Origin of the sequence: Actinoallomurus sp. NPDC050550 (assembly GCF_040655075.1) — a bacterium.
In the GTDB taxonomy this organism is placed as follows: Bacteria; Actinomycetota; Actinomycetes; order Streptosporangiales; family Streptosporangiaceae; genus Actinoallomurus.
Genome location: NZ_JBFAJC010000018.1, coordinates 1 through 21,893 on the forward strand (window position 1 = coordinate 1; position 21,893 = coordinate 21,893).

The following is a 21,893-nucleotide window of genomic DNA, read 5'->3' on the forward strand; positions in this document are numbered from 1 at the left end:
GAAGCCGGATCATAACTCCCTTAGCTGATGATCGCCCACCGCAATCGTGCTATATGGAGTGACTTCGCCGCCTGATGACCAGAGCCAAGAGAGACCCCGGCATGGGCGTCGACCGCATGGCGAAGGAATTCGATCAATGGTTGCCGTTCTTTCCAACCGCCGACCGACCGCTCATCGCGCACGCGTCCGTCCCGGCTGGCGAGTCCCATCCTGGACATCGCGTGCGGGGACGGGCGAGCCGAACTCGCCGACATCGGTCAGACCGGGGAGGCGTCCTGGCACACCCTCGCCTGGGTGACTGACTGCGTGACAACCGTGCCCCGCCCCGGAACGCCACCCCCGATTTCGACTGCTCACTTGGGTGGGCTGCTCATCCGGTACATGGCCAGGTACGGGTCTTCACTGAAGCCTGCCCGGCGGTACATTTCCAGGCCGTCCGGTGATGCGTGTAGTTCCAGCCGGGCGACACCGCGCGTGGTGAGCCATTCGATGAGGCTGCCGAAGATTTCGCTGCCGTGGCCGCGGCGGCGGGCGGCGGGGCGTGTGCACATGAAGCCGATGTAGCCGCGTCGGCCGTCCGGGGTGGTGGGCCCGGGCAGGTGCTCGGTCAGCCAGGCCGCGCCGCACGCGGCCAGGGTGCCTCCGGGCGGGCCGATCACTCGGAAGGCCCAGTCCTCCGGCCGGGCGAGCCGCTCACTGAACCAGGTGGCGGCCTGTCTCCTCCACGGCGCACCCTCGCCGCCGGGGTCCTGGCCGAGGCTGGACAGCATCACGGCGCGCAGGTGTACGAGTTCAGCGATGTCGGCGGCTGCGGCGGCTCGCGGCCGGCTGCCTGCGGCGATGCCATCGCTTGTCACGAGCGCCACTGGTTACTGTCGGTATCCGGCAAGGAAGCGGCCGACGCGGGGGGGGATGGCACGGAAATGCCGACGCTCTCCGCGCGTATTTCACATCGATATGGCTATAGGTCATGTCCTCCAGACAAGGCGGCCGGGTGTTGCCGGCACGTATGCGGTTTTCGATACGCCGACGATATGTTCCGGCTCTCTGGCAACGAGAGCATGCGCGTGTTGATCGTCGAGGACGAACCCCTCTGCTCACAGAGCCGCACTGCCCTCGTCGCCGGCGATAGGCACGGCGCCGGCGGCCGGCCGGACGCGGGCCGGGCATGCGGCTTCTCCGGGCCGGTCCCGGCCGGCGTCAGACCGGCCGCACTGCCTAGGCGAGTGCCCCTCGAAAACAGCCAGAGCAAGATCCCAGATCGGTTGCCTCAGCCCCGACGGTGTCGCGGGTCACCAGCGACCTCGTACGTCTCGTCGCCAGCGAGTTGGTGGCATGCCGTAGCGGTTCTTGAACGCGCGGCTGAATGCCGCCTCCGACGCGTAGCCAACGCTCTCCGCGATGCGCGCGACCGGAAGAAAGGTGTCGCGGAGCAGGCCGGTGGCGGCGTCCAGGCGTACGTGCGCGAGATAGGCGGCCGGCGGCTTCCCAACGCGAGCGACGAACCGCCCGGCGAAGGCCGACCGGGAAAGGTTGCACGCTCGGGCCAGTTCCTCGACTGTCCACTCATGGCCGGGGTCTCGGTGGATAGCGCTCAAGGCCAGACCGATCTGCGGGTCGAACGCACCGGCCAGCCAGTTCGGTTCGGCGTCCGTGCCGGCGGCCCAGATGCGCATGATCTGGATGAAGATCAGATCGAGGATGCGGGCGACCATCACCGCCGATCCTTGAGAGGGCGATTGCATCTCGAGTACGAGCATCCTGCGGGCGACTTCGAGCCCTTCGAGCGCTGGGCCGTGGCCGCCGCGCAGAATGATCACGGCCGGGAGGCTCCCGAGCAGGTGGCTCGACGTGCGGGTCTCCGTCGATCCGAAGTGCGAGTTCGCCCTCTTCGATGATGTGCAGGCTGCCCATATCCGCGAAGCCGATTGAGAAAGTCTGCGAGGGAGCGTACTCAACGATCCGTTCTCCGCTCAGACGGACGCTCCGGAGCAGCTCCGAGAGCAAGTCGTGCGACTGACCATCTGCGTCGAGACCGAGCGCGGCATCCTCAAGCGCTGGCGGATCGGCAAAGTCATGCGGCGATCCGAGCAAATCGGCCGACGTCGCTGGACGATCAGCAAAGTTTCCTGGCGGAGCGGTCATGGTCGCTGCCCATTCCTATCCCTACGATCGACGAACAGTGAGTGGGGCCAACAAACGGGCGGGCTAAGGGCCACGCTGGGCGCTCTGTCATGTGCCAACTTCTTCCATTGGCGAAGCAGCTGCGCTAGCGAAATTTCGCCCGACATCATCGCCCGAGTCTGGGTCTGCTCGCTTGTATCAACCGAGACTAACAACCAGGAGATCATCCATGACGGAGCACGACAAGCCGACCAAAATCAGCTTCGTCTATTCCAACCCCACCGACCCGGACGCCTTCGAGGCAGCTTACTCCGAGCAGATCGCGCTGGCGCGCAAGCTCCCCGGCCTGATTCGGCTGCAGGCGTCGAAGGTCTGGCCCAAGGAGGACGGCAGCCCGACTCCGGCGTACCGACTGTTGGACCTGTACTTCGCCGACTACGCGGCGGCCAGCGCCGCCGCCGCAGAGGCGGGTCCCCTCGTCGGCGCTACCCGCGAGCACGCCACCGGAGGCGTTGTGATCGCATTCGCGGAAATCCTCGAGGACGCCTAGGCCGGACAAGACGGATTCCAATCCCGTCGTCACTGCGGCGACCAATTGCCGGGAGGGGGCACGTCCCCTCCCGGCCCGCCTCCACAGTCCGCCGGCCGCGGGCAGCCTGACCCGGCTGTCCAGCATCGGCACCGCCCAGACCGCGGACCAAGACCCGAGTGGATGAGCATCCTCGGGCCGTGAAAGGTCTTGCCGTACGGGCCGGGGTTGCCCTCTATCGCGGTGGTGCTCTCGCAGGTCAGCGCAGTCGGGGCGCGTGCAATTGGCCGGCCAGGGTGGAAAAGGGGTGGCGGATCACCCACGCACCATCACACGCAGATGCAGGTCCTTGCCGTCCGGGCCCTGCCCTGGTGCCCGTACCAAGGCCCCCGACTTGGTCCCGGCCGGCACCTCGAACCTGATCGCACGACCGCCGAGCGTGGCCGTCATCTCGCCACCGCGGAGTGCCGATTCCCCCGCCAGGTAGACAAGGTGGATCCGGCCGCGCCGGATCCTGACGATCACTATCGCCGCCAGCCATCCCCCCGCCACGACGTAGAAGAAGACGTGCCCAGCCGTCTTGCCACCCATACGGGCCACGGTGGCCCCCGCCACGAGGAAGAGCAGCCCGCCGATAAACCACGAGACGTTCTGCATCGGCGCGCCCATGAACTCGTGCCGGTTGTGAAACACCCGGCCCTGCGGCGTGACCGTCGAGTTCAGATGACTGCCCACCAGATAGTTGACGGCCGCACCCGCCAGGAAGCTCGCCACCGCCGCCACGACGCTCGGCAGGCCGGTCGACGAGAGCACCGCGACCAGGGGGAGCGGGGCGACGAACAGCATCGGGAAACTCAGCCAGCCGTGCCCTCGGTAAGAGATCATCGTCGCCATCGCGTGCACCTCTCCGGTCGCCCGACAGTCGCCTCGGTGCACCGTAGCGCACTTCGGCGCCCAAATGAACAGAAGTGTCTATTAGTATCGGGCGGGTGTTCGGATCGCGGTGAACGTCTGCATGTCGCCATGCCGCACGCCGGTACGGCTAGCCGACGCGGAGGCCCTCGCGTAGTTTCTCGACCAGGGTGATGAAGAGCGAGAAGTTGGGAATCCTGGCGACTTCCTGCTTGTGCAGCGGCCGGAATCTGCCTTCCTGCTTGATGGTGATCCAGCCCTTCTCGACCTTCACCTCCTGGATCGACGCCCATGGCGCTGCGCGCCTTCCGCGGCGAACCTCGTTGCGATCGATGCTCACGTCGCCGAAGGTCAGGCTTTCGCCGCGTACCAGGGATCCAGGGCGCCGGACAGCTTGGCCCAGGTGACGTGGTTGGCCACCGCCCTGCCGAGGTCAGCGTATTGGCGGCCCCGCGGGTTGGCGCGGGTGGCGTATTCGGGATTGCGGTGGAGCTTTGGATCCCGTGTCTATATGACGGTGATGAGCGCCCGGCCGTCTCGGCCCCCTTGATGATCAGCCGGAACGCGCGCCGCGCGTTGGCGGCGTCGAGCGGCTCTGACTCATCCTGCGTAGTCGGTGATGTGGCTTCCAGCGTCGGTCGGCCATAGATATCTGCCATTGTCGGCCGTCGAATAGGTGTGGTTTCCGTCCCCGGAACGAGCTTGAATGAGATTGCCACGCCAGGTGGAGCCGCGAGCCGACCCACCCCAGATATTGCCGTACAAGAAGCCGTACACTTGCTCGAGCTCGGCCGAGAAGATGTTTCCGGTGACGGTGATGTTGGTGGCGTTGTCGACGTCGCCGATATGCACAGCATACCCCCAGCCGGAAACATAGTTGTTCGTAAATGAAATGTGATCATAGACACCGTCGCCCTGCAGGGCCAGGGCGTTGGTGTTGCCCAGAGAGGCCAGGGTGTTGTGGTCGACGATCACGGGGCCGCCATCACCTTCGCTCTGCGGCCCTATGCCATCATGGTGATATACGTCATGCGACGTATCGGCCATATCGTGAATGTAGTTGTTAGTCCAGGTCGACGGGCGCCCCGGGAAGCCTGTGACCATCTCCATACCCGCGTTACCCCAGATGTCATTGTGGTCCATGACGGCAACGGCTTCCTTCATCGTCGTGGACAACTGCCAGGACTTGTCGAAAGGCGTGCCAGGCTTGGAATGCGATGACGAGACGGTGCCATCATTACCAGGCGGCATCGAGTAGGAGTTGGGCTTGAACGTCGAGTACAGGAACTTGACGTTGTTGTCGGAGTATATCTGTACAAGATTATCGTTCGGATCGGTACCCTCGAACAAGCAGCCGACGAACGTGAGATTGTCGCCGTAGATAATTACCTTGGCAGCCAAAAAGTGCGTGAAGGAGATGACGCTGTTGTCCGGGTAATCAAGCGTCAATGGTTTGTCGGCACTCATACCCGACGCATAGTCGGTAAGGCTGCCTGGATACGCCCCCAGGCCCAGGCCGCCAGCGTTGGCCGGAGTGTTGGCATAGCCTGTGTTGGAGAAGTCCGGCCAATATCCGGAGCCATCGTTAGGACGCGCCTCGATGGCCGAGACGCCCGCGGCCGTCGTCCGAGCACGGGATTCGGCACCGCCAGCGCCACCGGCGACGAGGATGGACGCGACGAACAAAAGAGCGGCGACAGCGAAGAGAGAACTTCGAATCATCGCGTGGGCGAGTGGAAAATGCCGACGCTTGTTCAGGTCTCTACAAGATGATTCCTTGATGTCGTGCTCCCGTTCAGTCGATTGGTGATCTGCGCCGCCGGATCGACGAAATCTCCCTGTTCGGCATTGCCGTCATGGCGCCAATGATTCGGAGCGGACAATACGCGAACCGGACGTTATCGATCTTCACCCGGCCAGTCAATATCTGCATATCGTGGTTGACCAATCGCGCATGGTGACAGAGGCTTAGGGCGCGTTTGACCGCCCGGCGGGAGGAACGGCGGGTCACGCTGCGGATGCTTGAGGTCGAGCGCCGCCTCGGAAGGGACGCACGCGTATACGTCTGGGCCGTTCGGATATGGTCGCCGGCGTCCGCGACTGGTTGAGTTGATGGACGTGATACCTGACGCCATCGCTCACGACCAGGCCCGCGTCCTTCTCGGGAATGCCGAGAAGACCGAGCAGCAGAATCGCCCGACCGCCGAAAGCCTTGACGTGGTACGCCGTCATGGCGGGTTCGCCCTCAGGACGCCCGAGCGGTTCGGCGGAGCCTGGGCTGACGCCATCACCGTCGCTCGCCACCTGTCGGGGGTGGGCCGGTACTGCCCGTCCACCGCCTGGATCGCCGGCACCTGTGCGACCGCCAAGACCTTCACCGACGACGTCTTCGGCGACGCGGTGCCACCCGACTGCTACGCCGACCCGGACGCGCTCGCCTGCGGATCCGGTCTGGCGGCGGGCGGTGGAGAGCCCGAGCCGGGCGGCATCCGGGTCAGCGGCCGTTGGCCCTACATCTCCGGCTGCGAGGACGCGTCCTGGGCCGGCCTCGGGGTGATGGTCGACGGCGCGTACGCGTTCGCGATGATTCCCATGGCCGACCTGACCATCGAACGGACCTGGCAATCCGCCGGCATGCGCGGCACCGGCAGTCACACCGTCGTGGCCCGGGACCTGCTGGTACCAGCGGAACGGGTGAGCCCGGTGAGACCACCGGCTCACGCCACCATGGTCTTCTACGGAATCACGGTGCTCGCCCCGGTGGTGGGCGCGGCACGCGGCGCGCTCGACATCGTGAACGCGATGTTCGCCTCGGATCGCAAGCCGTACATGACGGCGTACTCGCGGATGGGTGATTCGCCGGCGGCGCGGCACTGGCTGGCCCAGGCGGCGCTGCTCGTGGACCGCGCCGAACGCACCCTGCTCGCCGCCGCGCAGGCCGTCGACGCGGGCGACATCACGGAGACCGACCACGCGCGGCTGGGAATGGACCTGTCGGACGCCGCCCGCGACTGCCGGGCCGCCGTGGAGCTGATGCTGGACCTGCATGGGGCTAGCGGCTTCGCCACGACCAACGCGTTGCAGCGGTACTGGCGCGACATCGCGGTCGGCAGCCGCCACGCGCACCTACGGGCCTACATCGCGGCGGAGAACTACGGCCGGGTTCTCGTCGCTGAAAGCTGATCGTCGGCGGACCACCGCTGCGGAACGGCATGCCGCCCTGATCGCACGATCGGCCGGCCTGAGCCGATGAACTCTTCGGAGGCCCTCCAGCAAGACCGACTTGCCCGGACCCGCCAGAATCATCACACTATGCCCTGATTATGGGCATTTGGGTGTTTTCTGGCTGAAATCGCTATACTCCACGAGCTGTACGCCATCGAGTCGGCCGTGTGGATGGGATGCATCCGCGTACAAACGTGGCTGGCCAACCACTCGGAGGTCCGCCTGTGATCGACATCCACCTCGCCCTGCCCGCGGTGGTCGTATGAGCGCCTACATGATCTGGGCCGCCCTCGTCGGCATCGCCCTCGCCACCGGCGCCGTGTTCTGGCGCGTCCGCGCGCAGAACCACATGGACAGCGATGACCTGGACGCTAGTTGGTTCGGGCAGCTGGGCGAAGGGTCCGGAGAGGACACCTTCGTCGACCGGCGGATCGCCGCCGGCGACGCCAGCCGGCGTCGCATAGCACGGATCGGCGAGCGCCGGCTGCCCTGACCGTTGTCGTCGTGACCACCCGAGGTCGCGCGACGGGCACGTTGACGCCGCCGTAGACGGCATGCCCTCCTGATTCACGATCTTGGGACTAGACCCCGCGGCGCATGGTTCGGGTGCCGAGGAAGAGCCCGACGGCCGCTAGGGCACAGGCGGCGATCAGGCCGTACAAGGAAGAGAGATCGGCGAGCTTGCCGGCGAAGAGAGCGCGCTCGGCGCGTACGAGGTAGGCGATCGGGTTCAGCTTGGCGATGGCCCGCAGCCATTCGGGACCGTGCTCGATCGGCAACAGCACGCCCGAGAGGAGAAGCAGCGGATACGTCAGTACCTGGGTGACGGTCCAGAAGAGGGTGCCGTTGGGCTGGGCGGCGATCGCGAGCGCGAAGGACAGGCCGCTCAGACCGATGCCGAATATCACGAGCAGCGCCAGCCCGGCCAGCGCGCCTGCGGGGTAGAGCCGAAATCCCAGCGGTAGGGCCAGCGCGACGATGAGCGTGGCCTGTACGAGGAGGATCACCGACTCCTTCATGGTCCGACCGATCAGCATCGCGGTGCGGCTGAGGGGGGTGACCATCATCCGCTCGGTCGCACCGCCGATCAGTTCGATCAGCAGGGAATGTCCGGCCGCCATCGGGCCGAACAGGCCCATCATGACCAGGATGCCGGGCGCGAACCACTGCCATGAGGAACCGCTGGACGCGCCGTACCCGCTCACGCCCTGAAGTAGCCAGCCGAACAGGAACATGAACAGAAGAGGCTGGGTCATCGAGAAGATCAGGCTGAGGGGCTGGCGTAGTTCGGGGGTGAATTCGCGAGAGAACACGATCGTGGTGTCTCGAAGGAACTTGACCATGCTGCGGCTTCTCCGTCCTAGGAATGGTCGCCGTCGTCTTGATCGGTTTCGTCGCCTTCGCGCAGGCTGCGCCCAGTGAGGGACAGGAATACGTCGTCCAGAGTCGACCGTCGGGTCTCGGCGGTGACGGCTTTGACGCCGGCGGCGTCGAGCGTGCGCAGGTACTCGGGCAGCGCGGTCTCGGCGCGGGGCACGCGGAGCCGGACGGTAGTGGCGTCGGTCTCCACCGCGCTGACCGCGGGCATCCGTTCGGCGACGGCAGCGGCGGTCGCGGCCTCCGTCGGATCGACGACCGTGACCACGACCTGGTCTCCGGCGAGTTCGCGCTTCAGCCTCTGGGCCGTACCGTCGGCGATGATCCGGCCGCGGTCGATGATCAGCACCCGTTCGGCCATCCGGTCGGCCTCGTCAAGGTAGTGGGTGGTCAGGAAGAGCGTCATGCCATGTTGTTCGCGCAGGCGCAGGACGTGCTCCCACAGATTGGCGCGACTCTGCGGATCGAGACCGGTGGAGGGCTCGTCCAGGAACAGCAGCCGGGGACGGTGGAGCAGGCACATGGCCACGTCCACCCGGCGGCGTTGCCCGCCGGAGAGGGTTGCCGGCTTACGGGCGGCCAGCGGCTGCAGGTCCAGCAGCCGAAGCGCCTCGTCGGCGCGTTGACGAGCGTCCGCCCTGCTTAGGCCGTAGCTGCGCGCCTGGGTGACCAACTCGTCTCGGACCAGGAAGTTCTCGCCCGCACTGCTCTTCTGCCCGACGTAGCCGATGGCCGAGCGCACCCTGGTGGGATCGGTCAGGACATCGTGACCTGCGACGGTCACCCGGCCGGAGGTCGGCGGAAGCAGAGTGGTGAGCATCCGCAGCAGCGTTGACTTTCCCGCGCCGTTGGGCCCGAGGAGTGCCACCAGTTCACCAGCCTCGACGTGGAGGTCGATGCCCTGGACGGCGTCGATGGTTCGCTTTCTCACCCGGAACTTCCGGGCGAGACCTTCGGCGTGGATCATCAGCATCCCTTGTCGACTTCATGGAACATCTGTGTTCCATAAGGGGACGCTAGCGTTCTATATGGGTATCGGCAACTGTAGGCTGTTCGGAATGAGCGGCACCGCAGACACGCAGTCGGGCACTCGCAACCGCACGCGCCGCGCCATCCTGAGCGCGGCGTCTTCTGTGCTCGCCCGCGACTGGTCGGCGACACTCGCCGAGATCGCCGATGCCGCCGAGGTCGGCCGGACCACCCTGCACCGCTACTTCCCGGACCGGGAAACGCTGATCAAAGCCGCGGTGGACGACTCGGTCGAGGTGATCACGGCATCCACCGCGGCGGCGGCGATCGAACACGGACCGCCGCTGGAGGCCATGCGCCGGCTGGTGGCGGCGATGGTCGAGGTCGGCGACCGGCTGATGTTCGTGTTCGGCGATCCGCGCGTGCTGGAGACCTACGGGGCGGCCAAGACCGACGCGCCGCTAGAGGACGCGGTGGTCTCGCTCATCCGGCGCGGACAGGACGAGGGGGTATTCGACCCGGAGGTGAGCCCCGTCTGGATCCGGCACGTGCTCTGGGCACTGGTTTACACCGGTCTTGAGGAGTCGGAAGGCGGGCGCCTACCCCGTCACGGCGTCACCGCGACGGTCATCCGCACCTTCGAAAATGGAATCACGATGCGTAGATCGGACGAGGGCTGAGCGCTCCCCGGCTGGATTGAGCGAACCGGAACCGGGCGGCCTCGGAGGCCCGGTCCACTCGAACCGAGCACTCCCCCGCGCCCCGGCGCCACGCCACTCGCGCCGGGTGGAGGCGGACGTCCACCCAAGATACGGCGGCTGGCCCACGACGATGGGCCGCCGGCTTCCTAACGTGGCGACGTCCAGATGACGTACCCCGCGGAGGAGGTGGGATCGGTGAGCGGTCCCGTCGAGATCATCCTGATCATCGGTGCGGTCGGCTACATCCTGGCCCGCCGTCTGCTCGGCGAGCCCGCCGAAGCCAAGCGCATGCTGCTGCTCCCCGCCGTGCTCGCAGGAGTCGGACTCACCGATCTGGCCAAGGTGCACCAGTCCCCGGTCTCCATCGGATTCCTGGCCGGCTCCACCGTGCTCAGCCTCGTGCTGGGCCTGCTGCGCGGCGCGAGCATCCGCGTGTTCGACAAGGACGGCATCGTCTACCTGCGCTACACGGCGACGACCGTGGTGTTGTGGGGAATCAACCTCGCGGTCAGGTTCGGCGCGAGCGTCATGCTGGGCGTGGTGGACCCGACCGCTGAGCACGCCGGCAGCAGTGGGCTGATGCTCACGCTCGGCGCCGGCATGGTGGTGGAGGGGCTGGCCGTGCTGTCCAAGGCGATGCGCACCAGCGGCCGGGTCGTGTGGGCGAAGGGACGCGACGGCGCACCGCACACGATGTCGTCCCTGCTGGACGGGTTGCAGGAGAAGGTGCAGACCACCGACTGGTCCCAGACCAGCCGTCCGCGCCGGCGCGGTGGCTTCGCGGCGCTGATCGAGGACGTGCGCAACCTCGACGTCCGACGGCCGAACGACAACGGTTCCGCCCCGTACGACGGACCGCGGCCGAACAGCGGCGGCTCCCGCGAGGAGCATGACCCGCACCACCGTGACCGGTGACCATGGCCGGGACAGGCGGACAATGTCCGGGGATGAACGCCGACCCTGATGACACACGCCCGGCCGGGACCCCCGTCGACGACGCGCCGACGGGAACCTCGGCGCGGTTCCCCGACGAACTGATCCGCCCGTTCGTCATCGGGACCCTCTCGGTGCTCACCCTGGTCCAGTTCGTCGAGCGCCCGCCGGTCCGGTTCGCCGGGATCACCTGGGGCTTGGTGGTGGTCACCATCGCCGCGGGGGTCGCCTCGTCGATCGTGCCCTGGCGTCATCTGTCGGACCGGATGCAGATAACGCTGGTGTCGGTGTTCATGGCCGCCGCCGCGATGTTGTACCCGATGTCGGGGATCACCGCGGCCAATGCGCTGGTGTTCCTCGCCTCCGTCACCGCTGGAGAGAAGCTGGCCTCCCGGCGGGCCGCGTTCACCATCGTCGGAGCCGGGACCGCCATCACGGCCACCGCGACCTGGGTCGCCATCGCCCTGCTGCACGTGCCGGACGTAGGGACCTGGTGGATCTCGCTCATCGTGGGCCTGCCCCTCTACATCGGCCTCGCGCGCCGGGAACGGGCCGACGCGGTCGCCGCCTCCGACCTCGCCGCCCGGCAGAGCCGGCGCGCGGCCGCGTCCGAGGCTCGGGAGGCCGCGCTGGAGGAACGGGGGCGTATCGCCCGGGAGATCCACGACGTACTCGGCCACGCCCTGTCCGGCGTCGCCATGCAGTTGGACATGGCCGACGCCCTGCATGCCGAGGGACGAGACCAGGACGCCAACGAGGCCGTACGGCGAGCACGAGCCCTGGCGGTGTCAGGGATCGGGGAGACCCGCCGCGCGATCCACGCGCTGCGCGAGGACACGTTGCCGCTTCCTGAGACCATCGCCCATCTCGCGCACGGGGGGACGGCCGGATTCGAGATACAGGGTGAGCCCGGCGAGGTTCGGGTCGAGGTCGCCCAGGCCGTCATCCGCGCCGCGCAGGAGGCGATCACCAACGCACATCGGCACGCGCCCGGCGCCGAGGTGAACCTGCTGCTCGACTACACCGACCGGCTGATCCGGCTCACCGTCACCGACACCGGAACGGCCGGGCCCTTCGCCCGGCCGAACGACTCGGGCAGCGGGATGGGCCTGGTCGGGATGCGCGAGCGTGCCAGTCTGCTCGGAGGCACGCTGTACGCTGGCCCCGCCGAATCGCCCGCCCCAGGCTGGACAGTGCGATTGGAGTTGCCGCGATGACTTCGATCCGGCTGTTGGTGGTCGACGACCAGGCCGCGATCCGGGACGCGCTCGCGGTGATGCTCGACCTCGACCCGGACATCGCCGTCGTCGGCACCGCCGCCAACGGCGAGGAGGCGGTCACCGCGGTCGACGAGCACGACCCGCAGGTCGTACTCATGGACCTGCACATGCCGGTCATGGGCGGGGTCGAGGCCACCAGCCGGATCCAGGCCGCCCGGCCCGGCCTGCCGGTCGTGGTGTTGACCACCTTTGAGGACGACGAGTCCATCCTCGCCGCGCTGCGCGCCGGCGCCCGCGGCTACCTCACCAAGGACTCGGACCGTTCGAAGATCGTCCAAGCCGTACGCGGCGCACACGCCGGGCAAGCGGTGCTCGACCCCGACGTGCAGTCGCGGCTGCTCGCCCTCGCCACCCGTGCCCCCGCGCCCGGCCCGGCCACGGCCGTGCCGCTGACCGCGCGCGAACGGGAGATCCTCGACCTCATCGGCCAGGGCCTGCGCAACAACGAGATCGCCCGGCGCCTGTACATCACCGAATCCACCGTGAAGACCCACATCAACAATCTGTTCGCCAAGGCCGATCTGCACTCTCGCGCCGAGGCCGTACGGCTGGCCCTCACCCTCGCCGGGAGCAGACAGGAAGACGGACGCTCCTCGGTGTGACACTCGCACCCGGATTCCAGCCATTGTGGGCTCACTGATCACCGCGCTGAGCGGATAAAGCAGATTCGGCCGTTGGCATCCGTGCGTGCTCCGTGATGCCGAGGTCGCCCAGGTCGAATCCGGCCGCGGTGACGCAGCACGTCAGTCGGGTGGAGACCCGGTGGAGAGACCCCGCCCCGCCCGACCTCCACCCCATCTCGGTTCACCAACCGATGTGGGGCACATGCCCGGATTCCTAAATTGTGGCCGCAGCAGAACGAAACCGCGAATCTGAAAGGCCGCAGCAATGGACATGGGCGTATGGCTTTTGAACCTCGCCGTACTCTTCATCGTGCTGGAATCCGATCTCGGCACGCGGAGAGTCACCCGATCCCGCGTTCTCCGTCCGGTCATCAGCGCCGCAGCCATCGTGCCGATCTTCATCGACGAACTCGCCACCAGCGGGTACGGCCTGATGCTCGAAATCGCCGGCACGGCCGCCGGGCTGTTGCTGGGGCTACTGGCCAGCGCCTTCATGCCCGTACATGAAGGCGTGGCCAAAGGCCGCCGCTGCGCGAAGTCCCGTGCCGGAGTCGGCTATGCACTGACGTGGATCGTCGTGGTCGGCGCACGCCTCGCCTTCGCCTACGGCACCGCACACGTCTTCGGCCGGCAACTGGGCAAATGGATGGCCACCCATTCCGTCACCGGAGGCGCGCTCACCGACGCCCTGATCTTCATGGCGGTGGCCATGATGCTCACCCGCACGGCCCTGCTCCAGGCCAAGACCAGGGTGGCACTGGCCCGCACCCAGCCGACCGAAGTCGCCCTGCGGGTCGGATGACATCCCGGGTTACGGCCTCCGTTCTGGAGACGACGCCTGATCAGCTTCCGGCGGGCTGATAGGTGGCGACGATCACTCCGGTGCCGGTCGACACGGAGTCGACCAGCCGGAAGGTCGACAGCTCCGAGCCGGAGTCCGGGAACAGCCGGCGGCCGGAGCCGAGCGTCAGCGGGTGGATCAGCAGGATGAACGTGTCGATGAGGTTCCGCGGCAGCAGCGACCGGACCAGCACCCCGCTGCCGAAGACCACCAGGTTCTCCTGCAGTTCCCCTTTCAAGCGGCTCACCGCATCAGCGGCGTCATCCTTGAGGAGCGTGGAGTTCTGCCAGGCCGGCGGCTCGGTCAGGGTGGTCGACGCCACGTACTTCTGGACACGGTCGAGAGCCTCGGTGAACGGGTTCGGTGCCTGCTTCGGCCAGTAGTCCGCGAAGCGCTCGTACGTCGTCCGGCCGGCGAGCAGGGACCACGTGCTCGACATGTACACACCCATCACCTCCTGCATGGCCGGGTCCTGGCCTCGGGTCGCCCAGCCGCCGTGCCGGAAGCCGTCCCGTGGGTCCTCCTCGGGGTGTCCCGGAGCCTGCATCACGCCATCAAGCGTCAGATGCTCGATCACGATGACCTTGCCCATGGCGCATCTCCTTCATCGTCGTTCGTCGGTCTCACGAACTACACGAACGACAGACCGTCAGATCGACACGACATCGGAGGAGATAACTCGCCCCCTGGGTCCTACTCCCGGTCGTCGGCATGGCGGGGGCCGGCCGGGCGGGTCCACGGGATCAGTGCCGGGACGCGGGCGCGGTAGGCCTCGTAGGAGGCGCCGAACTCACCGGCCATCAGGCCGTCCTCGATCCGAACCCGGCGCAGTAGCCAGGGGATGGCGATCGCCAGAAGAACGATCCAGATGCCGAAGCCGCAGGCCAGCATGCCGCCGGTGACAAGGCCGAGCAGACCGGTGTAGATGGGGTGGCGGACCAGCCGGTACGGACCGTCGGTACGCAGCCGGTGGTGCTCCTGGAGCATCGGGATGCTGGCCCACATGGTGCCCAGAACCCAGCGGGCCCAGAGCAGCAGAGCGGTGGAGGCCAGGGCGATCAGGGCGCCCAGGAGCGCGAGCTCAGGCTGCCAGTACTGCAGATGGCGCCAGAAGGAATGCGGAAAACGTCGCACCACCGCGATGAACACGCCGACGCCCACCATGAGCAGCGCCCGGCGGGTCAAGCTGCGACGCATGCCACGGACCCAGCCGCCCAGACCAGCGTGGTTCTTCACACCGAAATAGACGGCTCCCAAAGTCCAGGCCACGACAAAGGTCAGGACACAGGCGCCGATGAGAGCGACGAGTACGGAATGAAGTGAGTCCATGACCAAAGGCTGCTCCGCGTACGAAGTGCATCACCACCACCCACAGGCTGACTCGGAAGACTCCACCCACAGGTGAAGACCCGTTTGGTACTTCAGGTTCGGTCACGGACGGCGGGGATCACCTCGGGTAGGAGGGCGCGCAGGCGTTCCACGGCACGACGGTCGCGACTTGCGGGCCTGGACATCGTCAGCCGAGGTACTGCACAGGACGCGCCTCGCCACGAATCCAGTCGCTGCCGTCCCGGCGGACCTGACAGTCCCATCCCATATCCCGCAGCCGGTCTTGCAACGCTTCGGGGTCCACAAAGTTCTTCACGATCCGGAACTTCCCGCCGTCTCGCAGCCGCCGTTCGACGATTTCGTTGACGCCCGCAACGTAAGTTTCTTTCTCGCGAACATTGACGTGCTCGTCGATGAACAACACTCGTCCATCCTCGGCCAGGAGACGCCGTAGCATCCGCCAGAACTGTTCGAACCGGCTCATCGGTACGTGAGAAAGCCAGGCCGAGAAGAAGATCACATCAAACCGGTCGTCCGTCGTCCACGAGAAAACGTCGGCGACCTCGAAAGTGACGTTGTCCGACCTCACTCGATCACGGGCGATGGCCACTGCCTCGGGCGCCGCATCGATCGCCACGCCGTGTCGGCCACGTCCACGAGCGCCTCTGTCCATAGGCCGGTTCCGCAGGCGATCTCCAACACTCGTCGGCTCGGATGCATCTGCGCGACCAGCCGCGCGATGCGCTCACGAGCCGCCGCGACATCCCCGTACGCGGTCGCGTCGTACTCGCTCGCACGGCGACGGTAATAACCGACCTGATCAGCCAGAACCTCGTCCATAACATACAGATCATCACGCGGCGGCCCGCCGGTCCAGCACCGCTCGGCGAGAAGTCCACTGTCGCGGAAACTGACAATCGGCTACCGGGCAAACGCGAAGCGCTGACCTTGTTGACACTCTGTCGAACTAGGAGATTTCCGGCGAACTTGACCAAACCACCTATATGACTAGATGGTGGCACGATGTCGCGGGAGCCATCGAAGCCATCGATTCGTGTGCCTGCGGCCACCAGAGGACTCGAGGAGAGGAGAAGACCGAATGGTCTTCCTAGGAATCGTCCTGGCCGCTGCCGCCGTAGCAGTGGGCGTCGGCATCATCACCGAGAACTCGTCATCCGCCTCGCTCAGCATCTTTGGCCATCATGTGCCCGGAGTACACACCGGCGCACAGGTATTCATCGTCGGAGGGCTCGTCGCGGCCTTCGTCATCGCGGGCCTCGCGATGTCGTTGCTCTCACTACTACGTTCCATGCGCCTCCGCCGCGAGCTCCGCGACCTGCGGGATGAGCGCGAGGAGTCGATGTCGGCGCTGGTGACGAAGAATCAGCAGCTGCAGCGGGAGCTGGCCCGCACCCGCGGTGGCGCTGGGAGCGCTTCGGCGACGAGCCAAGCACCCGTCACCGCCCAGCAGGGTCGTGTCACGGAACCGGCCTCCCAGTTCTTCGACCAGTCCGTGTGACCCCGCGGCTCCTACGCGTAAGAGTCTCCACATACGGCGCCTCTTGCGCGTAGGAGGCGGTGTCACTCCTGGAAAGCGGAAGGTCAGCGCGTCGCCCGCGCCCCCGCCCACCCCCACGTGACCTGCAAGACGATCCCGGAGCGCCATCGATGGCCTCGATCGGGGTAAGAGGGGTGCGCTGTGGTCGTACGACGGGAGACGCTGTGGATCACCCCAAGACCGCGTTCGTACTGGGTGGCGGCGGACTGCTGGGCGCCCATGAGGTCGGCATGCTGCGGGCGCTCGCCGAGGCGGGAATCCGGCCGGACCTGGTCGTCGGGACCTCGGTCGGCGCCTTCAACGGGGCGTTCGTGGCCTCGGATCCGGCGAACGCCGTCGACCAGTTGACCCAGGCGTGGCAGGGCGACGGGGCGGGGTCGGTGTTCGCCGGCTCGTTCTTCAGCCGCGTGTCGACCCTGATCCGTTCCGGCACGCACCTGCACTCGGCCGAACTCCTGGCGACCGCGCTGGGCGCGCTGATCCCCGCCGACCGGATTGAGGACCTGGCCGTGCCGTTCCACTGTGTGGCCGCCAACGTCGAACGCGCCGAGGCGCGGTGGTTCACCCGCGGCCCGCTCGTCCCGGCGGTGCTGGCCTCCTGCGCGGTCCCCGGCATTCTCCCGGCGGTCCGCATCGGCGACGAACACTTCTACGACGGCGGCCTCGTGCACAGCATCCCCGTCGGCCGGGCCCTGCGGGAGGGGGCTCGGACGGTGTACGTCCTGCAGGTCGGCCGGATCGAGGCCCCTCTCACCGCGCCGACCAGGCCCTGGCAGGTGGGCCTGGTCGCCTTCGAGATCACCCGGCGGCACCGGTTCGCCGAAGAGATGGCTGAACTACCCGATGACGTCACCGTCCACGTCCTGCCCACCGGGTCGACCGACCAGGGCGCGGGCCTGTCCCAGCTGCGCTACCGCGATGCCTCACGGGTCGAGTCGAACATCGAGCGGGCGTACGCGGCGAGCCGCGCGTACCTGTCGGACCAGTGACCCGCCGTGCTCCCGCCACGGTTCGTCAGGCGCCTGGTCCTCCCTCCGCTGCTGTTCGCGGTGGCGATCGCGGCGATAGCGGCCTCCCCGTTGTTACTGCTCATCGGCGCGGTGGCCTCGCGCGGCCGGCATCGGTTCCTGCGGATCGCGGTCATCTCGGTCCACTGGCTCGCCCTGGAGTGTGCCGTGCTCACGGCGTGCCTGTTCCTGTGGGTGATCGGCGGCTCCCCCGAGACCGTACGAACGCGGCACTACGCGCTGTGCGGATGGTTCCTCACCCGCGTGTACGACGCCGCCACCCGCGTACTCGGGCTCGTCGTCGAGATCCAGGAACCGCTCGACATGGTTCCCGAACGCCCGGTGATCGTGCTCAGCCGGCACGGCGGGCCCGGCGACTCCTTCCTGATCGTGCATTACCTGCTCAACGTGTACGCGCGTCGGCCGCGGATCGTCATGAAGGCCGCTCTGCAGCTCGATCCCTCGGTCGACGTTCTGCTGAACCGGCTGCCGAACGCGTTCGTGCCCGGCGGTCCCGCGTCGCGCGAGCGGATCGTCGAGGAGATCGGCCGCCTGGCCACCGGGATCGGCCCCGCGGACGCGCTGCTGATCTTCCCCGAAGGCGGGAACTTCACGCCGCGGCGCCGGGTGCGTGCCATCCGCCGGCTGCGTCGGCAGGGCCGGCCGCACGAGGCCGAACGCGCCCGGACGATGGCCAACGTCCTGCCACCGCATCCGACCGGCTCGCTGGCGGCGATCGACGCCGCGCCGGGCGCCGACGTCGCCTTCATCGCCCACACGGGGCTCGACGACATCATGACCGCCGGTAACGTCTGGCGACGGATCCCGTTGGAGCAGCCGCTACGCGCGCGGTGGTGGCGCGTTCCGCGCGAAGCGATCCCCGAGGACGACCGGGAGCGGTGGCTCTTCGACTGGTGGCAGACGATCGACGACTGGATCGCGGAGAACCGGCCGCAACCCACCGCCACGTAGTCACCAAGGCGCCGCCGGCAGGGAGCCGAGCGGACCGGCACCGGAGCCTCAGTCGAGGAGGCGGCGGAGCAGTACGAGCGTTTTTGAGAGTTGCGCCCGCTCGGCGTCGTCGAGTCGGCCGGCGATCGCGTCCGTGAGGTTCTCGTGGCCGGCGTCCCGGCGTTCGGCCAGCAGGCGCTTGCCCTCGTCCGTGATGGCCAGGAGCTTGCGTCGCCGGTCGTCGGGGTCCGGCGTGCGCCGTACGAGTCCCCGGTCGACCAGGCCGGCCACGGAGACCGCGACCGACTGGTGAGTGATCTTGTCCAGCCGGGCCAGGTCGGCGACGGTGTGCGGACCCTCGCGGTCGAGCCGTTTCAGGAGCGAGACCTGCGACAGCGTCACTTCGCGAGCCGGCGATACCGCCCGAACCTGCCGGACCAGCGCGCCGACCAGGAACTGCAGCTCATCGGCGATGGCCGCGGCGTCCGACCCGGTGGCCGCCTCTCCGCCGACGGCCACCGCTTCTTCTTCCATGCTTGCCGCGTTCCGTCTCATATCCGCTAAAGTACAGGAAAACTGCGCAGTTAAGTTGCATATATCCGTGGGAGTGAGGCGCGTGGTGAGCGATGACGTCGCTGGTCGACTGAGGATCGGCGGGAGGGAGCGCGGCTTCACGATCCGGCTGCCCCGAGCAGCGCCGGATGACCGGCCGATGCCGCTCGCCCTCGTTCTGCACGGCAACCATCCGGACGCCGGCGGATGGATCATGCGCGAGTGGACCACCTTCGACGAGCAGGCCGACGCCTGGGGTCTGGCGGTCGCCTACCCGGACGCCTCCGAGGGGTGCTGGGCGGACGGCCGTGGTGTCACGACGTCCGACGAGGCGGGAGTGGACGACGTCACCTTCCTCCGCGCGATCATCGACTGGTCGGCCGAACGGTACGACACAGCGCCGGATCGGGTCGTGGTTGCGGGAATCTCGAACGGTGCCTTCATGGCACATCGGATGGCGATGGAGGCGAGCGACCGAGTGGCGGTGCTGGCGGCCGTCGCCGGCGGGCTGCCCGCGGCCCTCCGCGATCTTTGGCCGACGCACGCCGTGTCGGCGATGCTGATCCACGGCACGGCCGACAAGCTCTCACCGATCGACGGCGGCCACTCCCGCCGTCGGGGGCCGGGCGGCGAGCTGCGCGGCCGCATGCTCTCGTTGCAGGAGACGGCCGAGCACTGGCGCGCCATCGACCGGTGCCCACCCGGGCCAGGCGAGACGCACACCACCGAGCTCTCCAGCCGCACCACGACGGACGGTGGCGTCGGCGGCACCCAGGTCGTCGCCTGGACGGTGTTCGGGGGCGGCCACACCTGGCCGGGTACGCCGACCCCGCCCGAGTGGGACGAGCCGGCCACCGAGGAGTTCGACGCGGCCGAGGAGATCTGCCGCTTCGCCCAGCCCCTGCTCATCTCCGCCGACACCCGGCGGCTCTGACCCATCCCCCTTGGACGAAGGAGAAACCCATGGCAGTGATCGGCAAGATGCTGAAGAACCGGCGAGCCGGGGAGACGGGCCTCGCCTGGAACTCATCGAACCTGGCCGGCGCGGACACGCTGACCCTGACCAGCCCGGACTTCGAGAACGAGGAGACGCTCCCGACCGTTCACGCCGCGAAGCGAATCGGCGGCAAGGACCTGTCACCGGCCTTGAACTGGTCCCCGGCACCTGAGTCCACCGGGCAGTTGCTGCTGGTCGTCGAGGATCCCGACGCGCCCACCGCCGCGCCGTTCGTCCACTGCGTCGCCCTGCTGGACCCCTCGGTGACCGGCCTCGCCCAAGGGGCGCTCGACGCCGAGAACCCCGCCGACGGCGTGAGCCTCCTGCGTTCGGGCATGGGCCGCGGCTACCACGGCCCGGCGCCGATCAAGGGTCACGGCCCGCACCGGTACGTCTTCCAGCTCTTCGCCCTCGCCGAGCCGGTCACCGCGGCGTCGAGCGGCGCCGCCCTGGACTCCGCCAAGCCACGCGACGTGCTGGCGGCCGCGGGCGGCGTCCTCGCCCGCGGCCGTCTCGACGGTTTCTACGAACGCTCCTGAGCCGCCGGCCGAAGGCCGCTGATCGTACGTGCCTCAGGGGCGGCGCTGCCCGGTCACAGAGTGCGGCTGGTGGAGGACTGGAAAGCGCCTTGGGTCGGGAAGGTGACCTTGAAGTAGTAGCCGTGGTTCTTGGACACGGAGAACCGGAAGACCCCGTTCCGGCCGAGGGTCGCGGTCCGGTAGGAGTGCCAGGTCTTTGAACCCCGAGCCCGGTAGTACAGGCGGACCTTCAGGCCGCGCAGATCGGAGAAGGAGGGGCCGCTGTACCAGTCGGCCACCTGGCCGTTGATGACGCTCTTCGACGACCTGCGAGTGATTGACGCTGACCTGAAGTGGGTCTTGTCGGTGACGGTGCTGGTGACCGTACCGGCGCTCGTGGACGTCAGGGTGTCGGCCGACGCGCGCACCCGTGCCTGCCAATCGACGGTGCCGAGATGAATACCGACGACGTTGCGGAATTGGCCGTTCGCATCGGTCTGTGTGGCGTAGTCCTTGTGCCAGGTGGTGGAGCCCTTGGGCCGGTAGTAGAGGTCGACCCAGCCGTAGATCAGGCCGACCCAGGAATTGCCGTTCCAGCGCTCCACCGTGCCGGTGGCATACAGACCGGAGGAATAGGCATGGTGCGCCTCGTCATGGGACGGAACGCTGAAGCCGGCGACGCGCGTCCTGGACACGCCGTCGATCCAGTTGTAGTCGGCTCTGGTGAAATCCTGGAACCACCCTCCCTGGTGGACGCCCTTCTGGGTGTCGTCGATGCTCCAGTCACTGGTCCCGCTCACCGGCTCGGTCAGGCTGAACCGGCCGTCGGCACCACTGGTCGTCACGTAGGTGAGGTTCGACTGGCTGGAGCTGGCCGGTTCCATCGTCAGCGTGAGTGGAGCACCCGGGAATGCCTCCCAGGCGCCGTTGACCTGGACCTGCATCGTGCCGGAGAAGGTGACCGGCGTTCCGGCCGGTACGGAGGCGGGCACCGGATCCAGCACGAGCCGGCTCGGCAGATGCGCGGCCTGCAGCAATATCTCCGGGCCCGGGCTGCTGCCGGGATCCAGGCCGGTGTCACCCGGGAACACCGCCGAGACCCTTCCACCGCTCGGCAGCGTCGTGTTGATCGTGAAGCGCCCGTCGGATCCGGTCGTTCCGGCGGCCACCGTCGTGGTACTCGCGCCGGGTGGCGTGAACCTGATCTGCACCGGCTCGCCGGCCAGCGGGTCCTTGGTACGGGCGTCGATCAGCTCGCCGGTGAAGGTCACCGGCTGCTGGTAGGCCACCGTGTTCGCCGAACTGGCGAAATCGATAATTGTGGTCGGCCGTTTCGAGTCAGCGGCCGCCGGAAGGGCCGAGGAAATCACCACGGCGCTCGACGTGGCGATGGTGGCCAGAGTTCGGAGCATGTACGGCCTTAATTCAGGTGATAAGTCGACCAAGATCGTACAACTCGGTGAGCAC

25 protein-coding genes are annotated in these 21,893 nt (G+C 67.5%); 13 read left to right on the top strand and 12 right to left on the bottom strand.

All coding sequences use genetic code 11. The features are described from left to right. Window positions 1-353: 353 nt before the first annotated feature. Together AB0I04_RS24275 and AB0I04_RS24280 are read right to left on the bottom strand one after the other, a co-directional pair. Complete coding sequence (locus tag AB0I04_RS24275) at window positions 354-857, bottom strand: GNAT family N-acetyltransferase (protein WP_360888413.1); 504 nt, start codon at window positions 855-857, stop codon at window positions 354-356. A 435-nt stretch (window positions 858-1,292) separates the two neighbouring features. After that, complete coding sequence (locus tag AB0I04_RS24280) at window positions 1,293-1,958, bottom strand: AraC family transcriptional regulator (RefSeq protein ID WP_360888416.1); 666 nt, start codon at window positions 1,956-1,958, stop codon at window positions 1,293-1,295. 395 nt (window positions 1,959-2,353) lie between these two features. On the opposite strand from AB0I04_RS24280, the gene AB0I04_RS24285 reads away from it, so the two are divergent. Continuing rightward, complete coding sequence (locus AB0I04_RS24285) at window positions 2,354-2,674, top strand: EthD family reductase (protein WP_360888419.1); 321 nt, start codon at window positions 2,354-2,356, stop codon at window positions 2,672-2,674. 294 nt (window positions 2,675-2,968) lie between these two features. On the opposite strand, the gene AB0I04_RS24290 is transcribed toward AB0I04_RS24285, so the two are convergent. The 3 genes from AB0I04_RS24290 to AB0I04_RS24300 form a co-directional block, all read right to left on the bottom strand. Continuing rightward, window positions 2,969-3,547 carry a hypothetical protein gene (locus AB0I04_RS24290; RefSeq protein WP_360888422.1) on the bottom strand — a complete coding sequence of 193 codons (579 nt, stop codon included), beginning with the start codon at window positions 3,545-3,547 and terminating at the stop codon, window positions 2,969-2,971. Between the two features lie 148 nt (window positions 3,548-3,695). Next, window positions 3,696-3,968, bottom strand: coding sequence for a DUF6585 family protein (locus tag AB0I04_RS24295; RefSeq protein ID WP_360888957.1), 273 nt, complete (start codon window positions 3,966-3,968; stop codon window positions 3,696-3,698). Between the two features lie 197 nt (window positions 3,969-4,165). Beyond that, a complete protein-coding gene (locus AB0I04_RS24300) occupies window positions 4,166-5,287 on the bottom strand; it encodes a hypothetical protein (protein WP_360888425.1) in 1,122 nt (373 codons plus the stop codon). 390 nt (window positions 5,288-5,677) lie between these two features. Between AB0I04_RS24300 and AB0I04_RS24305 the strand changes: the two genes are divergently transcribed. After that, a complete protein-coding gene (locus tag AB0I04_RS24305) occupies window positions 5,678-6,748 on the top strand; it encodes an acyl-CoA dehydrogenase family protein (protein WP_360888428.1) in 1,071 nt (356 codons plus the stop codon). A gap of 304 nt (window positions 6,749-7,052) precedes the next feature. Beyond that, the gene (locus AB0I04_RS24310; RefSeq protein ID WP_360888431.1) at window positions 7,053-7,283 is read left to right on the top strand and encodes a hypothetical protein; all 231 of its coding nucleotides are present in this window, start codon (window positions 7,053-7,055) and stop codon (window positions 7,281-7,283) included. 88 nt (window positions 7,284-7,371) lie between these two features. Here the strand turns inward: AB0I04_RS24310 and AB0I04_RS24315 are convergent, their stop codons facing one another. Both AB0I04_RS24315 and AB0I04_RS24320 read right to left on the bottom strand, forming a co-directional pair. Next, the gene (locus AB0I04_RS24315; protein ID WP_360888434.1) at window positions 7,372-8,133 is read right to left on the bottom strand and encodes an ABC transporter permease; all 762 of its coding nucleotides are present in this window, start codon (window positions 8,131-8,133) and stop codon (window positions 7,372-7,374) included. Between the two features lie 17 nt (window positions 8,134-8,150). Further along, the gene (locus AB0I04_RS24320; protein ID WP_360888437.1) at window positions 8,151-9,134 is read right to left on the bottom strand and encodes an ATP-binding cassette domain-containing protein; all 984 of its coding nucleotides are present in this window, start codon (window positions 9,132-9,134) and stop codon (window positions 8,151-8,153) included. A gap of 31 nt (window positions 9,135-9,165) precedes the next feature. Here AB0I04_RS24320 and AB0I04_RS24325 point away from each other — a divergent pair, with 31 nt between their 5' ends. From AB0I04_RS24325 to AB0I04_RS24345, 5 genes are all read left to right on the top strand, one after another. Further along, on the top strand, window positions 9,166-9,816 hold the full coding sequence (locus tag AB0I04_RS24325; protein ID WP_360888440.1) for a TetR/AcrR family transcriptional regulator: 651 nt from the start codon (window positions 9,166-9,168) through the stop codon (window positions 9,814-9,816). Between the two features lie 216 nt (window positions 9,817-10,032). Further along, a complete protein-coding gene (locus AB0I04_RS24330) occupies window positions 10,033-10,752 on the top strand; it encodes a DUF1453 domain-containing protein (RefSeq protein ID WP_360888442.1) in 720 nt (239 codons plus the stop codon). Between the two features lie 32 nt (window positions 10,753-10,784). Then, on the top strand, window positions 10,785-11,987 hold the full coding sequence (locus AB0I04_RS24335) for a histidine kinase (protein WP_360888444.1): 1,203 nt from the start codon (window positions 10,785-10,787) through the stop codon (window positions 11,985-11,987). Further along, window positions 11,984-12,652, top strand: coding sequence for a response regulator transcription factor (locus AB0I04_RS24340; protein ID WP_360888446.1), 669 nt, complete (start codon window positions 11,984-11,986; stop codon window positions 12,650-12,652). The genes AB0I04_RS24335 and AB0I04_RS24340 overlap by 4 nt, the downstream gene beginning before the upstream one ends. Before the next feature lie 286 nt (window positions 12,653-12,938). Beyond that, window positions 12,939-13,475, top strand: a complete 537-nt coding sequence (locus AB0I04_RS24345; RefSeq protein WP_360888449.1) for a hypothetical protein — start codon at window positions 12,939-12,941, stop codon at window positions 13,473-13,475. A gap of 40 nt (window positions 13,476-13,515) precedes the next feature. Here the strand turns inward: AB0I04_RS24345 and AB0I04_RS24350 are convergent, their stop codons facing one another. The 3 genes from AB0I04_RS24350 to AB0I04_RS24360 form a co-directional block, all read right to left on the bottom strand. Continuing rightward, complete coding sequence (locus AB0I04_RS24350; protein WP_360888452.1) at window positions 13,516-14,106, bottom strand: dihydrofolate reductase family protein; 591 nt, start codon at window positions 14,104-14,106, stop codon at window positions 13,516-13,518. A 101-nt stretch (window positions 14,107-14,207) separates the two neighbouring features. Then, entirely contained in the window at window positions 14,208-14,843 is a 636-nt protein-coding gene (locus tag AB0I04_RS24355; RefSeq protein WP_360888455.1) for an isoprenylcysteine carboxylmethyltransferase family protein, read from the bottom strand. Window positions 14,844-15,030: 187 nt separating this feature from the next. Beyond that, complete coding sequence (locus AB0I04_RS24360; protein WP_360888457.1) at window positions 15,031-15,516, bottom strand: class I SAM-dependent methyltransferase; 486 nt, start codon at window positions 15,514-15,516, stop codon at window positions 15,031-15,033. Between the two features lie 426 nt (window positions 15,517-15,942). Here AB0I04_RS24360 and AB0I04_RS24365 point away from each other — a divergent pair, with 426 nt between their 5' ends. The 3 genes from AB0I04_RS24365 to AB0I04_RS24375 all read left to right on the top strand — a co-directional run bounded on the left by AB0I04_RS24365 (window position 15,943) and on the right by AB0I04_RS24375 (window position 18,380). Continuing rightward, window positions 15,943-16,362: a hypothetical protein gene (locus AB0I04_RS24365; protein WP_360888460.1), complete on the top strand. Its 420-nt coding sequence runs from the start codon at window positions 15,943-15,945 to the stop codon at window positions 16,360-16,362. A 203-nt stretch (window positions 16,363-16,565) separates the two neighbouring features. Beyond that, window positions 16,566-17,390 carry a patatin-like phospholipase family protein gene (locus tag AB0I04_RS24370; RefSeq protein WP_360888463.1) on the top strand — a complete coding sequence of 275 codons (825 nt, stop codon included), beginning with the start codon at window positions 16,566-16,568 and terminating at the stop codon, window positions 17,388-17,390. A 6-nt stretch (window positions 17,391-17,396) separates the two neighbouring features. Then, window positions 17,397-18,380: a 1-acyl-sn-glycerol-3-phosphate acyltransferase gene (locus AB0I04_RS24375; RefSeq protein ID WP_360888466.1), complete on the top strand. Its 984-nt coding sequence runs from the start codon at window positions 17,397-17,399 to the stop codon at window positions 18,378-18,380. 48 nt (window positions 18,381-18,428) lie between these two features. On the opposite strand, the gene AB0I04_RS24380 is transcribed toward AB0I04_RS24375, so the two are convergent. Continuing rightward, on the bottom strand, window positions 18,429-18,893 hold the full coding sequence (locus AB0I04_RS24380; RefSeq protein ID WP_360888469.1) for a MarR family transcriptional regulator: 465 nt from the start codon (window positions 18,891-18,893) through the stop codon (window positions 18,429-18,431). Between the two features lie 85 nt (window positions 18,894-18,978). On the opposite strand from AB0I04_RS24380, the gene AB0I04_RS24385 reads away from it, so the two are divergent. Next, the gene (locus tag AB0I04_RS24385) at window positions 18,979-19,845 is read left to right on the top strand and encodes a PHB depolymerase family esterase (RefSeq protein ID WP_360888472.1); all 867 of its coding nucleotides are present in this window, start codon (window positions 18,979-18,981) and stop codon (window positions 19,843-19,845) included. A gap of 29 nt (window positions 19,846-19,874) precedes the next feature. Continuing rightward, window positions 19,875-20,447: a YbhB/YbcL family Raf kinase inhibitor-like protein gene (locus tag AB0I04_RS24390; RefSeq protein ID WP_360888474.1), complete on the top strand. Its 573-nt coding sequence runs from the start codon at window positions 19,875-19,877 to the stop codon at window positions 20,445-20,447. 53 nt (window positions 20,448-20,500) lie between these two features. Here AB0I04_RS24390 and AB0I04_RS24395 read toward each other — a convergent pair whose 3' ends face one another. Continuing rightward, the gene (locus AB0I04_RS24395; RefSeq protein ID WP_360888476.1) at window positions 20,501-21,838 is read right to left on the bottom strand and encodes a hypothetical protein; all 1,338 of its coding nucleotides are present in this window, start codon (window positions 21,836-21,838) and stop codon (window positions 20,501-20,503) included. Window positions 21,839-21,893: the final 55 nt, after the last annotated feature.

Coding starts and splice junctions, on each gene's coding strand:
- AB0I04_RS24285 (WP_360888419.1), top strand. CDS start 2,354: ATGACGGAGCACGACAAGCCGACCAAAATCAGCTTCGTCTATTCCAAC.
- AB0I04_RS24290 (WP_360888422.1), bottom strand. CDS start 3,547: ATGGCGACGATGATCTCTTACCGAGGGCACGGCTGGCTGAGTTTCCCG.
- AB0I04_RS24300 (WP_360888425.1), bottom strand. CDS start 5,287: ATGATTCGAAGTTCTCTCTTCGCTGTCGCCGCTCTTTTGTTCGTCGCG.
- AB0I04_RS24305 (WP_360888428.1), top strand. CDS start 5,678: ATGGACGTGATACCTGACGCCATCGCTCACGACCAGGCCCGCGTCCTT.
- AB0I04_RS24310 (WP_360888431.1), top strand. CDS start 7,053: ATGAGCGCCTACATGATCTGGGCCGCCCTCGTCGGCATCGCCCTCGCC.
- AB0I04_RS24315 (WP_360888434.1), bottom strand. CDS start 8,133: ATGGTCAAGTTCCTTCGAGACACCACGATCGTGTTCTCTCGCGAATTC.
- AB0I04_RS24320 (WP_360888437.1), bottom strand. CDS start 9,134: ATGATCCACGCCGAAGGTCTCGCCCGGAAGTTCCGGGTGAGAAAGCGA.
- AB0I04_RS24335 (WP_360888444.1), top strand. CDS start 10,785: ATGAACGCCGACCCTGATGACACACGCCCGGCCGGGACCCCCGTCGAC.
- AB0I04_RS24340 (WP_360888446.1), top strand. CDS start 11,984: ATGACTTCGATCCGGCTGTTGGTGGTCGACGACCAGGCCGCGATCCGG.
- AB0I04_RS24345 (WP_360888449.1), top strand. CDS start 12,939: ATGGACATGGGCGTATGGCTTTTGAACCTCGCCGTACTCTTCATCGTG.
- AB0I04_RS24350 (WP_360888452.1), bottom strand. CDS start 14,106: ATGGGCAAGGTCATCGTGATCGAGCATCTGACGCTTGATGGCGTGATG.
- AB0I04_RS24355 (WP_360888455.1), bottom strand. CDS start 14,843: ATGGACTCACTTCATTCCGTACTCGTCGCTCTCATCGGCGCCTGTGTC.
- AB0I04_RS24360 (WP_360888457.1), bottom strand. CDS start 15,516: ATGGACAGAGGCGCTCGTGGACGTGGCCGACACGGCGTGGCGATCGAT.
- AB0I04_RS24365 (WP_360888460.1), top strand. CDS start 15,943: ATGGTCTTCCTAGGAATCGTCCTGGCCGCTGCCGCCGTAGCAGTGGGC.
- AB0I04_RS24380 (WP_360888469.1), bottom strand. CDS start 18,893: ATGGAAGAAGAAGCGGTGGCCGTCGGCGGAGAGGCGGCCACCGGGTCG.
- AB0I04_RS24390 (WP_360888474.1), top strand. CDS start 19,875: ATGGCAGTGATCGGCAAGATGCTGAAGAACCGGCGAGCCGGGGAGACG.
- AB0I04_RS24395 (WP_360888476.1), bottom strand. CDS start 21,838: ATGCTCCGAACTCTGGCCACCATCGCCACGTCGAGCGCCGTGGTGATT.